The organism is Telluria sp. ZT3P39 (assembly GCF_059685935.1).
Genome location: NZ_JCASIH010000011.1, coordinates 120,971 through 134,978, shown reverse-complemented (window position 1 = coordinate 134,978; position 14,008 = coordinate 120,971). Strand labels below are relative to the sequence as shown.

Sequence of the window (14,008 nt, the reverse complement as noted above, 5' to 3'; positions counted from 1 at the left end):
CCGCTGTCGGAGGTTAGCGCCAGGGTAGGCGCGGTGAGCGCGGTATCGAGCGTAAAGCTGAGCGAGGCGTTCTTGCTGTTGCCCGCCTTGTCCGTATCGGCCACGCTGACGGTATGGTTGCCGTCGGCCAGCTTGCTGGCGTCGTAGCTACTCACCACCGTACCGTCGACCGTGATCACGCGAGTCGCATCGCTGTCGGCCGCGTTGAAAGTGAGGCGGGCATCGTTGGTCAGCTTGTCGCTGGCTTCGCCGCTGTCCGAGCTTAGCGCCAGGGTAGGCGCGGTGAGCGCGGTATCGAGCGTGAAGCTGAGCGACGCGTTCTTGCTGTTGCCCGCCTTGTCCGTATCGACCACGCTGACAGTATGGCTGCCATCGGCCAGCTTGCTGGCGTCGTAGCTGCTCACCACGGCGCCATCGACCGTGATCACGCGAGTCGCATCGCTGTCGGCCGCGTTGAAAGTGAGGCGGGCATCGTTGGTCAGCTTGTCGCCGGCTTCGCCGCTGTCCGAGGTTAGCGCCAGGGTGGGCGCGGTGAGCGTGGTATCGACAGTGACATCTTGCGCAGACGATTCAGGACTGCTGTTTCCGGCTGCATCAGTTGCACGCGCCGTGAAACGATAGCTACCGTCAGCTAAGGTCGATGATGTAAATGTATACACACCGCTGAGCGCCGCGGTTTGCACTGCAATGCCGACAAACGTTCCATTTCTAAAGACCTCGACTGTCGAATTGGCTGCAGCCGTGATCGTGAGTACCGGAGCCGTGTCGTTGGTGGTCGTATCAAGTGTTGATCCACTATTGTTGCTGAATCCGCTGATACCTGGTGCATTCGGTGCCGTCGTGTCTATCGTGATGCCGACCGTATTCGTGGTGGCCGCATTACCAGCAACATCTGTAGCGCGGGCACGGAACTGGTAGGTCCCGTCTGCCAGGTTGGTCTGCAAGGCAAGCGTGCTGACAAAAGCGCCACCATTGAGCGACGCTTCATAGACAATGCTGGAAGCGGCCTCATTGCCGCTTAACGACAAATCAAATGACTTGTCGTTCGTGACGCTGTCACCGGAAGTACCCGAATCGCTCAGGTTGCTGAAGCCAAGGGTGCCTGGCGTGGGTGCGACTTTGTCCAGGACAAAAGCTTGTGTGCGGGTAGCTCCTGCATTGCCGGCGGCGTCCTCGACCCTTACCTTGAGGGTATTACTGGCTTCGAGGTTGACACCAGACAGGCTGAACGTGTTTTGTCCGACGCTATTGGTAGCAGCTTTCCAGGTGACGCCATTGTCGACCGAGACCCGCACCACTTCACCTGCAACCGTATTGGCACTCAAGGTGCCCGAGATGGTTTGCATTGCGGCGTTAGTAATAAAATCAGTTGCGCTGGAACCTGTATCGTTACTAAAAACAACCGTGCTGACCGTTGTGCTGGGTGGGGTCAGGTCCGGTGCAAACGTATATTGGTGCGTAGCCAGAAGAGGGCCGCTGCCTCCGTCCCTCCAGAACTGGATCGACTTGCCGGCACCTGTCTGGAGGGTTACTGAAACCGAGAAGTTGCCCGTGCCCGCATTGTCGGTGTAGATGATGTTTGCCGGCGCGACCTGGATTCTATTGGCACCAGCGCCGTCGGTTGACACCCAGATCGTGGGTACGTTGGGATTGCCAGTATTGGCTGCGAAGGTTCCAGTGATCGTTTGCGTTTGCAAGTCAGTGATAATGGCGCTACCCGGGTCGTCGTCGTCTTGCATCGTGATGGACGTGACGGAGGTTGCTGAATCCAGCCTGCCTTCGTAAGCCGCAATGCTCATGGCCGCCGTTTCGATCGTCCCCGTGCTTGCCTCCAGCACCCAGTCGCCGCCCGCGGCCGCGCCGCCCGTCAGGTCGGTCGATGCGGCGACGTCTGCACCGGTAGCCGCAGCCAGGGCCGAGATAAATTGCTGGCCGACGGTACCGCTTGCCACGTCACAGCCATAAAGCAGGACGTCGGCGCCGGCGCTCAGGTGGCTGCCAATGGCAGCGAGCTGGGTGCTGTAGTTGGCCAGGTTGGCTGCGTTCAGGACCGTTGAACCGAGCATGACTTCCCCGGGCGTGCCGTGGGAAATGACATCCAGACTGGCGATGTCGGTGATGATGTCGATGGCTGCCACGATGCCGGTATTCGCAGCCAGGAAATCATGAATTTGCTGCACACCATCCCGCTGAGGGTCGAGCACAACCACGGTAGCGTTGCCGGGCACGCCGGCAATAATCGTTTCGAAGTCGGCGACACTGGGATCGATAAACACAACGCGTGGCGTGAACAAACCTGTCACCCCATTGCTGGGGGCAATGACGTTGATCACGGCTGGGTTGTTATTGTTGCCATCTAGCCAGTTTTGGATCTGCTGGAATCGGGGCAGTGCGCCATCCAATAAAACGACATTGAAAAGCGTCGCGTCGTAGCGTGCAGCAAGCGAGGTGTAGTTGGTAATTCCGGTATCGATAAAGACGGTACGTGCGGCAGCCATGATGGGTCCCTTGTCAGTTTTGGAACAGTTTTTCTGGGCTACGGATACGCGGGAGCGGATCCGGCCTCCATCCCTGTGTGCGCTTCGCCCATGCAGGCACGTGCTAGGCCGCACTATTTATAAGAGTGTTCACAACCGAGACTATCGGTAGTGACTGCTGCTCACAATGGTATGAATGTCCTGACTTCCCTAGACATTTGTACTGCTCGGGCATGGGGGTAAGGGTGGCTACTGGAAAAGGGGAGAGTCCGCGCATGCGGGCAGGCCATGCCTGCGTTGGTGTTGCTGCCGATGGCAAGAGACAGCGCGACCGGAAGCTAGGCCGGGTACCTGCCTGGCAACCGCCTGTGCGCCTATCAGTGAAGTGTCTGTGGGAAGCCAGTGAGGCACGGCGGGACGGGCCGTGTCGATACGGCCGGAGTCGGCATATCGATGAACGCCTGCAAGGCGTCGTTACATCCGGTCAGGGTGGTAATCCGGATGCAGCAGATGGAATTCGCAGGGCCGCGCAACAATGTGATCGTTGACCGCCCACCCTGCGATACACCTGTTTACAGTGCCACGTGCTTCGGCTGCTCGCGATGCCTGACGATCACACGTTCGGTCCCGCCGAAGTGGGCCCCCAAGCGCTCCGCCATGTACACCGACCGGTGCTGCCCGCCGGTGCAACCCACCGCCACCGTCAGGTAGCTGCGGTTGTCCGTCTTGAACGAGGGCAGCCACTTGGCCACGAAGTTCTTGATATCTTCCAGCATCTCGGTGGCGCTCGGCTGCGCGTCGAGGAAGGCGATGACCGGGGCGTCGCGGCCGGTGAGCGGGCGCAGCGCCAGGTCGTAATAGGGGTTCGGGATGGCGCGCACGTCGAACACGAAGTCGGCGTCGAGCGGCACGCCGACCTTGAATGCGAAGGACTCGAAGAACAGGGTCAGCGGCGCATGCTCGATGTCGGCCAGTTCCCGGATCCATTCGCGCAGCTTGTTGGCGGACAGCTCCGAGGTGTCGATCACGTGGCCGAGGTTCTCGATCGCCGACAGGCGCTCGCGTTCTTCGGCGATGCATTCGATCAGGGTGCGGCGCGAAGCCGGGTTTTCGCCGGGGCGGACCTGGTGCGACAACGGGTGGCTGCGGCGGGTTTCGGAAAAGCGCGCCACCAGCGAATGGGTGCTCGAGGTCAGGAACATCACCTTGAGGTTGTGGCCTTCTTCCTTCAGGTGGCGCACGCTGACCGGCAGTTCCACCAGCGATTCGGCGCTGCGGGCATCGACAGCGACGGCGATCTTGTCCGCGCCTTTTTCGCCGACAGCGTAGACCAGGGCCGGCAGCAGGGCCGGCGGGAGATTGTCGACGCAGTAGTAGCCTGCGTCTTCGAGGACATTCAGGGCAACCGATTTGCCTGAGCCCGAAATACCGGTAATGAGGACGATGTGCATAGGGTCGATGATACCGCAAGCGCCCCGGACTTGTCCTCTTGTCTATGCCGGATGGGTCAGTCGCCGGTCATGGCTTGTCTTTGGTGCAGCAGGGAATTCGCGGAGCATGCTCCGCGCCTGCGGAACGGCCTGCCCTTGCAAGGGCAGGTTCCTTAGCAACACTCAATCTCCGGTCATGGCTTGACGTTGGTGCAGCAGGGAATTCGCGGAGCATGCTCCGCGCCTGCGGAACGGCCTGTCCTTGCAAGGGCAGGTTCCTTAGCAACACTCAATCTCCGGTCATGGCTTGACGTTGCCGTTCCATGAATTCCTGCAGCGTATCGATCCCGCGCAATTGCAAAATCGTGTTGCGCACGGCGGCCTCGAGCAGCACCGCGATGTTGCGGCCGGCGGCGACGGGAATCACGACCTTGCGCACCGGCAGGCCGAGCACGTCTTCGGTCGGGTGCTGGAAGGGCAGGCGCTCGACTTCTTCGTCGAGCGCGCCGCGTTTGACGAGATGCACGATCAGCTTGAGGCGCATCTTGCGGCGCACCGCGGTCTCGCCGAAGATCGCCTTGATGTCCAGCAGGCCCAGCCCGCGCACTTCCAGCAGGTTCTGCAGCAGCGGCGGGCAGCGGCCCTCGATCATGTTCGGGGCGATGCGCGAGAATTCCACGGCATCGTCGGCCACCAGGCCGTGCGAACGCGAAATCAGTTCCAGGCCCAGCTCGCTCTTTCCCAGGCCCGAGTCGCCCGTGATCAGGACGCCCACGCCGAGCACGTCCATGAAGACGCCATGCATGATGACGCGCTGGGCCAGTTTCTTGGACAGATACACGCGCAGGAAGTCGATCACCTGCGCCGCCGGCAGCGGGGTCGAGAACAGCGGAATGTTCTGGTCGTCGCAGATCGCGAGGATGTCGGGCGGGGTTTCCAGGCCCTGCGCGATGATCAGGGCCGGCGGGCCGCCGCCGATCAGCTCGCCGATCACGTGGGTGCGCGAGCTCGATTTCAGGCGGTGGTAGTAATTCAGTTCCTGGTGCCCGAACACCTGGATGCGGCCGGGGTGGATCAGGTTCAGGTGGCCGACCTGGTCGGCGGCCGAGGCCGCGTCGCCCGCGATCTGCCGCTCGCCGCCGGGGAAGCCCGCGAACCAGCCGAGCTGGAGGCTGTCGCGGTTGTCGTCGTACAGCCGTTGAATGGTCAGCGGGGTCTGCAGCATGGGCATGGGCATGGAGCGCGGCGAAATTGCCGCGAAGCTAGTGTAGCGTAACTAGGGAAGCTTAACCCGGGCTCTTAGCCCATTGCCTGCAGGCTGGGTTGCCAATTGATGATGCGCTCGTGGACCGATTTTGGGTCCGGGTCGGTGGCCAGCGCAGTGCGCATGGCTTCGTCCGAGAACAGCTCGGCGATTTCCGACAGGATCTCGAGGTGCTGCTGGGTGACGTGGTCCGGAATCAACAGGAAGAACAGCAGGCTGACCGGCTGGCCGTCGGGCGACTCGAAAGGAATCGGTTCGACCAGGCGCACGAAGGCGGCCAGGGGCGACTTCAGGCTCTTGGAACCCTTGATGCGGCCATGCGGCACGGCCACGCCATGGCCGAGGCCAGTGGAGCCGAGACGCTCGCGGGCGAACAGGTTGTCCGACACGGTCGAACGCGCGATGCCGCAGTTGTTTTCGAAGATCAAGCCGGCTTGCTCGAACGCGCGCTTCTTGCTGGACACTTCCAGGTCCAGCTGCACATTCTCGAGCGAGAGGATTTTGCTAAGGTTCGTCATAACTGGTGTGCGGGTGCACAGGTAGGTGCTTGCGAGGCGGAATTATAGGCCTGTTTCATGGCAGCGGCATGCGATTTCGTATCGGTACGGGCATCCAGTAGTGAAGGTGGGGACAGGCCCGCAAAAATACAGGCTCAGGCGACGATTTTCCCTCACAACGAAACGCAATTTCCTGAGTTAAATTGGCACGAAAGCCTGGCAAACAGGGGCTGCGCGCCCCTTTGCGCCGATTTTTATCGTCCCGCGCCCGGATCTTGGGCGAACCGCGGGCTTTGGTGTTTTGACATCGGGACAGCAGAATGGTTGTGGCCGAAAACGCACAGCCGGTAGCGCGGCTGTGCGTTGGCGGCGCTTATTGGCGGGCAGTACGCAGGTTGCCCGGCATGCCGGTACTGAAGTTGGCGCGCCAGGGATTGATGTCCAGGCCGCCACGGCGGGTATAGCGCGCGTACACCGCCAGCTTGGACGGCTTGCACTGGCGCAGCACGTCCATGAAGATGCGCTCCACACATTGCTCGTGGAATTCGTTGTGCTCGCGGAAGCCGATCAGGTAGCGCAGCAGGCCTTCCTGCTCGATCTGCGGGCCGACGTAATGGATCTGCACGCTGCCCCAGTCCGGCTGGCCGGTGACCAGGCAGTTCGACTTGAGCAGGTGCGACACCAGGGTCTCTTCGACCTGGCCATCGAGCTGGTTCGCGCTCAAGAGCTGGGGCGCAGGCACGTACTGGTCGATCTCGAGGTCGAGGCGGTCGAGCAGGGTGCCTTCGAGCTCGCCCATCTTCAGCGTGCCGAAGGCGTCCGGCGTCGTGATCTTCACGTGCACGGGCGCGCCAAACACGGCGGACAGGTCCTGGCGCAGCAGCTCGGCCAGCGCGTCGGTGCCGGCCACGCGGGTCTGGTTGAACGAGTTCAGATACAGCTTGAAGGATTTCGATTCGACGATGTTGGGCGAGTCGCTCGGCGCCGTGATGGTGGCGATCGCCACCTGCGGCTTGCCGCGCATGTTCAGCCACGACAGCTCGTAGGCGTTCCAGATGTCGACGCCGAAGAAGGGCAGGGTGCCCGAGGTCGCGGTGAGTCCCAGCTCTTCGCGTTTTTGCGCGCGCGGGATCGGGAACAGGAGTTCGGGTGCGTACTGGCTCTGGTATGCGGAGGATTTGCCGAGGGGGGACTGGTCAGGAGTATTCATGGATAAAGGACGCTTGTAACGTAGGGTGGGCGGCTTCGCCGCCCGCGCGTTCAACGAACGATTGCGTGCCACGGTGTGGTTAACACTGCGGTGCGAAAACAGGCTAGACGCCCAAAAACAGCTTATACACCGGATTGGCACTCTCGTCCCAATACCGGTACCCGAGCGTCGCCAGGAACTGCCGGAATTCATCCATCTCCGTGCTTGGCACCTGCAGGCCAACCAGGATGCGGCCGACGTCGCCGCCCTGGTTCCGGTAATGGAACAGCGAGATATTCCAGTTCGGCGCCATGCTGTCGAGGAAGCGCATGAGGGCACCGGGGCGTTCGGGGAATTCGAAACGATACAGCAATTCGTCCTGCGCCAGCGCGCTTTTTCCGCCCACCAGGTGGCGGATGTGCAGCTTGGCCAGCTCGTCGCCGGTCAGGTCGAGGGTGCGGAAATCGTGTTCCTCGAAGGTGCGCGCCAGCAGCCCGGATTCGCCGCGGCTGCCGACCTGCACGCCGACGAAAATATGCGCTTCGCGCGCATCGCTGATGCGGTAGTTGAACTCCGTGACGTTGCGCGGGCCGACCAGCGCGCAGAAGCGCCGGAAGCTGCCGCGCTGCTCGGGAATCGTCACCGCGAACACCGCCTCGCGCGATTCACCCAGCTCCGCGCGTTCGGCGACGAAACGCAGGCGGTCGAAGTTCATGTTGGCGCCGCAGGCAATCGCCACCAGTGTCTCGGCTTTCACCGGATGGCGGCTCATTTGCGAGCGCTCCACATAGGCCTTGGCGCCGGCGACGGCCAGCGCGCCGGCCGGCTCGAGGATGCTGCGCGTGTCCTGGAACACGTCCTGGATTGCGGCGCAGATCGCATCGGTGTCGACGATGATGATCTCGTCCACCACCTGTTGCGCGACACGGAAGGTCTCTTCGCCCACCAGCCGCACCGCGGTGCCGTCCGAGAACAGGCCGACGTCCGTCAGCGTGACGCGCCGGCCGGCCTTGAGGCTTTTCGCCATCGCATCCGAATCGATGGTCTGCACGCCGATGATGCGGATGTCCGGGCGCACCGCCTTCACATAGGCGCCGACGCCGGAAATCAGGCCGCCGCCGCCGATGGCCACGAAAATCGCGTGGATCGGACCCGAGTGCTGGCGCAGGATCTCCATGCCGATCGTGCCCTGGCCGGCGATCACGTCCGGATCGTCGAAAGGGTGGACAAAGGTCATGCGCTGCTCTTTTTCCAGCAGCAGCGCGTGGTTGTAGGCGTCGGTGTACGAATCGCCATGCAGCACCACTTCGACATTGGCGGCGCCGCGCGCCTTGACCGCGTCGATCTTCACCTGTGGGGTGGTGGTGGGCATCACGATCAGGGCGCGGCAGCCCAGGCGTGCGGCGGACAGCGCCACGCCCTGGGCATGGTTGCCGGCCGAGGCGCAGATCACGCCGCGCTTCAACTGCTCCTGCGTGAGGTTGGCCATCTTGTTATAGGCCCCGCGCAGCTTGAAGCTGAACACGCTCTGCATGTCTTCGCGCTTGAAATAGATGCGGTTGTTCATGCGGCCGGACAGGGTCGGCGCGTATTCGAGCGGGGTTTCTTGGGCGACGTCGTAGACGCGCGCGGTCAGGATTTTCTTGAGGTAGTCGGTAGTCATGGTCGGCAATCGGTTGTTGCTGCCAGTTGGGATGGCTGGCGGTCCGGACGACGCACACTGTTCTGCCAGCAGGGGTGACCGAGGCGCGCAGCGACGATACGGCGCCCTGGATGGCAGGCCCGGCGTATCGTGTCGTTACGATAAGTGATCCTCATTATAATGGACCCATGACTTACTCGTTCAGGCGTCCTCGCCCAACCTCCTCCATTCGATGATCGAATCCGCCGTCCTCTGGCTGCTGAAAGTCCTGGCCGCGCCGGCCGTCGGGCTGAGCTCCGTCTTCATCATTGCGTTCGTCTCCGCCACCTTGCTGCCGCTCGGCTCCGAGCCGGCCGTGTTCGCGGTCGTCAAGGCGAACCCTGCGATGTTCTGGCCGGCGATCCTTGTCGCCACCGTCGGCAATACGCTGGGCGGGGCGGTCGACTATTTTCTGGGCTACCGCGCCAAGGTCGCTTTTGCCAAGGACCGCCAGAGCCGCTGGTTCGGCTGGCTCAAGAAATACGGCGCCAAGACCATGCTGCTGTCCTGGGTGCCGGGCGTGGGCGACCCGCTGTGCACCCTGGCCGGCTGGCTGCACCTGCCGTTCTGGCCGAGCGTGATGTACATGGCGATCGGGAAGTTCGGGCGCTACGTGAGCATGACGGCGGTGCTGCTCTACATCCCGGACGGCTTCTGGAAGAGCGTCGGCGAGCTGCTGGGGCGCTGGTTCGGGTAAGCCGTCAGCCCGAGAGAATTGGTGAGGAAGCGGCGCCGTGAGCTGGCTATACTGGACGCACATGTCCAGCCTCCCTTCGCGCACCTTCGACCTCTCGCTGCCTGCCGACCGCCGCCTGGCCGGCCTTGCCGTCACGCTGCTGGTCCATGCGGCGCTGGTCGCCGGCTGGCAGATGGCGCGCACGGCGCCGCCCCCTCAGAACGATGACGATGGTTTCGTGGTCCAGTGGCTGCGCCTCCCTGCGCCGGCGCCGCGCATCGAGGCCGCGCCTGTCGTGCCGCGTGCACGCCCCACGCCCGCAGCTGCCGCCCATCGCAGCACGCATGCGGTTGCGCAGGCGCCGCCTCAGGTGACTGCGGCCGAGCCGCTAGTCCAAACGGAGCCGAGCGCCCCGATCCCCGCCTTTGACGCGCCACCCGCGCCCAGCGCCGGCGCCATCATGGAAGCGGCCCGCCGCAGCGTCGGCAGCATCGACCGCGCGCTGCGCAAGGACAAGCTGCCCACCATCGTGCTGCCCCCCGACAGTCCGCAGTTGCGCATGCGCGAGGGCATGGAACTGGCGCATGCGCTGGCGCCGCCCAAGCTGTGGCAAGCGCCCAAGGTCGAGGAACTGGTGAACAACACCGGCGACGGCGCGCGCCGCACCCGCGTCATCACCGGCAATGGCGCCTACTGCCTCACCGAGCGCTCTCCCGTCACCAACGTCGAGATGATCGAAATGCACGGCAAGCAGCGCTTCACCAGCTGCCCCAAGCACGAAACACCGGCCAAGAAGCAGGTGTGGCGCACGGCGCGCGACTAGGGGACTCCCGGTCGGGCTGACGGACTTTGTTGAAAAAAGCGCCATGTTAAGTCTTCGATAAGACTAAGCGGATACATTCCGTCGTATTGCAGACCAGGGCAGATCCTGGTGACTGCGCCTACCGCATGCGACCATGACCCCGACCACCCGGCTACCCACCCGCGCCCGACGCGCCTTCACCCTGTTCAAGGCCGGCGCCGCCGGTCTCTTCCTGCTGCTGCTCATGTATGCCGTCCTGGCCGCGCTCCCGAAGCCGATGTTCGCCTACCGCGCGACCTACCAGAACTACCACGTGTGGTCGGACCGGCCGATCCCCGCCGAGATCACCGGGGTGCTGGACGACGTGACCAGGCGCCTGCGCACCTCGGTCCTGCACGACCGCAGCACCCCGGTCGAGATCTTCTTCTGCAACGAGCCCTGGCGCCTGTGGCTGTATGGCCGGCACTTCAGCACGCAGGTCGGCGGGGCGGCGGACGTCTGGCTCACCCGCCAGGTGTTCATCCGCGCATCAAGTATCGCGGCAAACCGGATCCACCCGCCGGGGCGCGGCCCGATCGCCGATGCCGCGCAGCGCCCGCTGTCGTACTTCATCGCGCACGAGATCACCCACAGCGACGTCTCGCGCAGCTTCGGGCGCACCGTCATGCTGCGCTATCCAGAATGGCTGCTGGAGGGCTATGCCGACTATGTGGGCAAGGCCGGGGATTTCGATTTCGATGCGAACCGCACGCTGTTCCGCGCTGGCGCACGCGAACTCGATCGCAACAGGAGCGGGCTGTATCGCGGCTTCCACCTGAAGGTCGCCTACCTGCTCGACAAGAAGGGCTGGACGCTGCAGCAGGTCTTCGCACGGCCGCCCGGGGACGCCGAGCTGGACGCCTGGCTGCGCGCGGATCGCTGATCCTTGCCGGCCGGCGGCACTCCGGGGCTACGAATACCGGGCGGAAGCGTGTATTCTTGGATGACTTCCGTTCACATTCGTATCCTGGATCTCTCTTGGCCATCACTTCCACAGCCCTGGCGCAGCGCGCGAACGACCCTGACATCCTTGCCATCTTCAATGCGATACCGTCGGCCTGCATGGTCATGTCGCCGGATTTCGAGATCGTGGCCGTCAGCGATGCGCATCTCGCGTCGACCGGCGCCCGGCGCGAACATATCGTCGGCCGTCACATCTTCGATGCCTTCCCTTCCAACCCCGACGAATTGGGCGGCGATGGCGTGGAAAACATACGCGCCTCGATTACCCGGGTGCTGCAGCACGGGCTTGCAGACCTCATGCCGGTCCAGCGTTACGACGTTCCCACCGAGGGCGACGCGGACAGCGGCTTTTCGGTCCGCTACTGGAAACCGATGCACACACCGGTATTGGACAGCCACGGCAAGGTCATTTACGTCATCCAGCATGTCGAGAACGTGACCCGGCAAGTCATGGATTCCGCGAGTGTCGCGGACCTGCAATCGGAGATTTCATCGCAGGCCCGGCAGATCCACGATTTGCAGCGCATCGCCGAATTGTTCCGGCAGGCGCCGATATTCATGGCGATGCTCACCGGCCCCACCCACCGGGTCGAGTTCATGAATGCGGGGTATTCGGCACTGATCGGACACCGGGATATTGTGGGCATGACGATTGCCGAAGGCCTGCCCGATGCGGCCGAGCAGGGTTATGTCAGTCTGCTCGACGAGGTGTACCGCAGCGGCCAGCCGTATGCCGAAAACAATGCAAAGTATGAGGTCCAGGCCACGCCCGGGGGCCTCGTCGACGAACGCTATGTCGACTTCGTGTTCCAGCCGCTCTGCGACGCCAGGGGCAAGGTCACCGGCATCCTGGTGCAGGGTGTGGACGTCACCGATCGGACACGCGCCGACCTGCGCAACCAGGCATTGGCCAAGCTGACCGAGATCGTCCGCGATCTCGAGAAACCGGACGACGTCATTTACCACGCCTCGGTCATCCTGGGGAAAGCACTGGGCGTGAGCCGGGTAGGATACGGCACCATCGACCCGGATGCGGAAACGCTCACCGTCGACCGCGACTGGACTGCCGCCGGCGTCGAGACCCTGGCAGGTACCCTGAAGCTGCGCGACTACGGCTCGTTCATCGACGACCTCAAGCTCGGCAAATTCATCGTCATCGACAAGGTTGAAGAGGACCCGCGCACCAGCGAGGCCGCCGCGGCGCTCAAGGGCCGCGGTGCGGGTTCGTTCGTCAATGTGCCGATCATCGAACAGGGCCAGCTCGTTGCGGTCATTTTCGTGAACAATGCCGCAGCGCGGCATTGGACGGCAGGCGAGCTGGCCTTCATCAAGGAAGTCGCGGAACGCACGCGCGTCTATAGCGAGCGCCTGCGCAGCGAAACGGCAATGCGGTTCAGCGAGATGAAATTCCGCACGATTGCCAATGCCATGCCGCAGATGGTCTGGTCGACCCTGCCCGACGGTTACCACGATTACTACAACGACCGGTGGTACGAGTTTACCGGGATCGCCAGGGGCGCGACCGACGGCGAAGACTGGAACCTCGTCCTGCATGCGGACGACCAGGCGCGCGCCTGGGAAGTCTGGCGGCACAGTCTCGCGACCGGCGCGGCCTACGAGATCCAGTATCGCCTCAGGCATCGCTCCGGGGAGTTCCGCTGGGTCCTGGGGCGTGCGCTGCCGGTCCGCGACGACCGTGGAGCCATCCTCCGCTGGATGGGAACCTGCACCGATATCCACGCGCAAAAGCTGGCCGAGGACGAATGGCGCAAGGAGAGCCAGCGCAAGGACGAATTCCTGGCGATGCTCGCCCATGAATTGCGCAATCCGCTCGCGCCGATCAGCACCGCCGCGCAGTTATTGAAGCTGCAGGGCGCCGATGTCAAGCGCATCCACCAGGCCAGCGACATCATCACGCGCCAGGTCAGGCACATGACCAACCTGGTCGACGACCTGCTCGATGTGTCGCGGGTTACCCGTGGCCTGGTACAGCTCGAGCGGGAGGATGTCGACCTGAAGGTCGTCATCAGCAGCGCAGTCGAGCAGGCGCAACCCTTGCTCGAAGCCCGGCACCATGAGCTGCTGCTCAGGATTCCGTCGTCCCAGGCCTTCGTGCGCGGCGACCGCACACGCCTGGTGCAGGCGATTGCCAACCTGCTCAATAACGCCGCCAAATACACCCCGCAGCACGGCCAGGTGTCACTCAGCCTGGACGTGCAGCAGGAGCAGGTCGGCATCAGCGTGAGCGACAACGGGATCGGCATGGCGGCCGAACTGCTGCCCCGGGTGTTCGACCTGTTCTCGCAGGCGGAACGCACGCCTGACCGCGCGCAGGGCGGACTGGGACTGGGGCTGGCGCTGGTCAAGAGTATCGCCGGCCTGCACGACGGCAGCGTACAGGCCCGCAGCGACGGCGTGGGCAAGGGCAGCACCTTCACCATGACGCTGCCGCTGATTCTCCCCGGCCGTTCCGAGGCGGCGCCCGCGGTCGCCGCGGTGGCCCGGGTTGAGGCCAGTGCGCATGTGACGATCGTGGACGACAACCTGGACGCAGCCACCGCATTGGGAGCGCTGCTCGAGGCGGCAGGCCACCATGTGCAGGTGTTCGAAGAGGCGCATGGCGCACTCGAGGCAGCGAACCGCTCGGCTACCGAGGTATTCATCCTCGATATCGGCCTGCCCGATATCGACGGATACGAGCTTGCACGGCGACTGCGCGCCAACCCGCGCACGGCCCATGCCGTCCTTATTGCGCTGACCGGATACGGCCAGGCCCACGACCGCATCCTGTCCAAGGCAGCCGGCTTCGATCATCACTTCGTCAAACCGATCGAGACCGACCAACTGACGGCGATTCTGGCAGGGCTTCCGGCAACAAGCCTTACGCAATATGCCAATGTGCGTCCCCATGCAAACGAATGATGCACTGAGGCCTTTTTTTGCAAAGATAATTTGCATTTGGCATTAACTCTTGGCATTTCATTGCGTGG

The 14,008-nt window shown here is 63.3% G+C and carries 10 protein-coding genes; 4 read left to right on the top strand and 6 right to left on the bottom strand.

Going from position 1 to position 14,008, the window contains the following annotated elements; all coding sequences use genetic code 11:
• From AC56LR_RS13030 to ilvA, 6 genes are all read right to left on the bottom strand, one after another.
• Positions 1–2,498 (bottom strand): Ig-like domain-containing protein (locus AC56LR_RS13030; protein ID WP_497130901.1); only part of this gene is annotated, 2,498 nt, incomplete at its 3' end.
• 551 nt (positions 2,499–3,049) lie between these two features.
• A complete protein-coding gene (gene rapZ, locus AC56LR_RS13025) occupies positions 3,050–3,928 on the bottom strand; it encodes an RNase adapter RapZ (protein ID WP_497130899.1) in 879 nt (292 codons plus the stop codon).
• 268 nt (positions 3,929–4,196) lie between these two features.
• Positions 4,197–5,132 carry an HPr(Ser) kinase/phosphatase gene (gene hprK, locus AC56LR_RS13020; protein WP_489874437.1) on the bottom strand — a complete coding sequence of 312 codons (936 nt, stop codon included), beginning with the start codon at positions 5,130–5,132 and terminating at the stop codon, positions 4,197–4,199.
• 74 nt (positions 5,133–5,206) lie between these two features.
• A complete protein-coding gene (locus AC56LR_RS13015) occupies positions 5,207–5,689 on the bottom strand; it encodes a PTS sugar transporter subunit IIA (RefSeq protein WP_489874358.1) in 483 nt (160 codons plus the stop codon).
• A 352-nt stretch (positions 5,690–6,041) separates the two neighbouring features.
• Positions 6,042–6,878 carry an NADPH-dependent 7-cyano-7-deazaguanine reductase QueF gene (gene queF, locus AC56LR_RS13010; RefSeq protein ID WP_497130897.1) on the bottom strand — a complete coding sequence of 279 codons (837 nt, stop codon included), beginning with the start codon at positions 6,876–6,878 and terminating at the stop codon, positions 6,042–6,044.
• A gap of 103 nt (positions 6,879–6,981) precedes the next feature.
• Positions 6,982–8,520 (bottom strand): threonine ammonia-lyase, biosynthetic, encoded by a 1,539-nt coding sequence (ilvA, locus tag AC56LR_RS13005; RefSeq protein ID WP_497130896.1) that lies wholly within the window; start codon positions 8,518–8,520, stop codon positions 6,982–6,984.
• Between the two features lie 211 nt (positions 8,521–8,731).
• Here ilvA and AC56LR_RS13000 point away from each other — a divergent pair, with 211 nt between their 5' ends.
• From AC56LR_RS13000 to AC56LR_RS12985, 4 genes are all read left to right on the top strand, one after another.
• Complete coding sequence (locus AC56LR_RS13000) at positions 8,732–9,235, top strand: YqaA family protein (RefSeq protein WP_497130894.1); 504 nt, start codon at positions 8,732–8,734, stop codon at positions 9,233–9,235.
• A 61-nt stretch (positions 9,236–9,296) separates the two neighbouring features.
• On the top strand, positions 9,297–10,037 hold the full coding sequence (locus AC56LR_RS12995) for a hypothetical protein (RefSeq protein ID WP_497130892.1): 741 nt from the start codon (positions 9,297–9,299) through the stop codon (positions 10,035–10,037).
• Positions 10,038–10,170: 133 nt separating this feature from the next.
• Positions 10,171–10,938 carry a hypothetical protein gene (locus tag AC56LR_RS12990; protein ID WP_497130891.1) on the top strand — a complete coding sequence of 256 codons (768 nt, stop codon included), beginning with the start codon at positions 10,171–10,173 and terminating at the stop codon, positions 10,936–10,938.
• Between the two features lie 95 nt (positions 10,939–11,033).
• A complete protein-coding gene (locus tag AC56LR_RS12985; protein ID WP_497130889.1) occupies positions 11,034–13,940 on the top strand; it encodes a hybrid sensor histidine kinase/response regulator in 2,907 nt (968 codons plus the stop codon).
• Positions 13,941–14,008: the final 68 nt, after the last annotated feature.

Excerpts from the sequence above, each read along its gene's own strand:
- AC56LR_RS12995 (WP_497130892.1), top strand. The coding sequence starts at position 9,297 with ATGTCCAGCCTCCCTTCGCGCACCTTCGACCTCTCGCTGCCTGCCGAC.
- hprK (WP_489874437.1), bottom strand. The coding sequence starts at position 5,132 with ATGCTGCAGACCCCGCTGACCATTCAACGGCTGTACGACGACAACCGC.
- AC56LR_RS13015 (WP_489874358.1), bottom strand. The coding sequence starts at position 5,689 with ATGACGAACCTTAGCAAAATCCTCTCGCTCGAGAATGTGCAGCTGGAC.
- AC56LR_RS12990 (WP_497130891.1), top strand. The coding sequence starts at position 10,171 with ATGACCCCGACCACCCGGCTACCCACCCGCGCCCGACGCGCCTTCACC.
- ilvA (WP_497130896.1), bottom strand. The coding sequence starts at position 8,520 with ATGACTACCGACTACCTCAAGAAAATCCTGACCGCGCGCGTCTACGAC.
- AC56LR_RS13000 (WP_497130894.1), top strand. The coding sequence starts at position 8,732 with ATGATCGAATCCGCCGTCCTCTGGCTGCTGAAAGTCCTGGCCGCGCCG.
- queF (WP_497130897.1), bottom strand. The coding sequence starts at position 6,878 with ATGAATACTCCTGACCAGTCCCCCCTCGGCAAATCCTCCGCATACCAG.
- rapZ (WP_497130899.1), bottom strand. The coding sequence starts at position 3,928 with ATGCACATCGTCCTCATTACCGGTATTTCGGGCTCAGGCAAATCGGTT.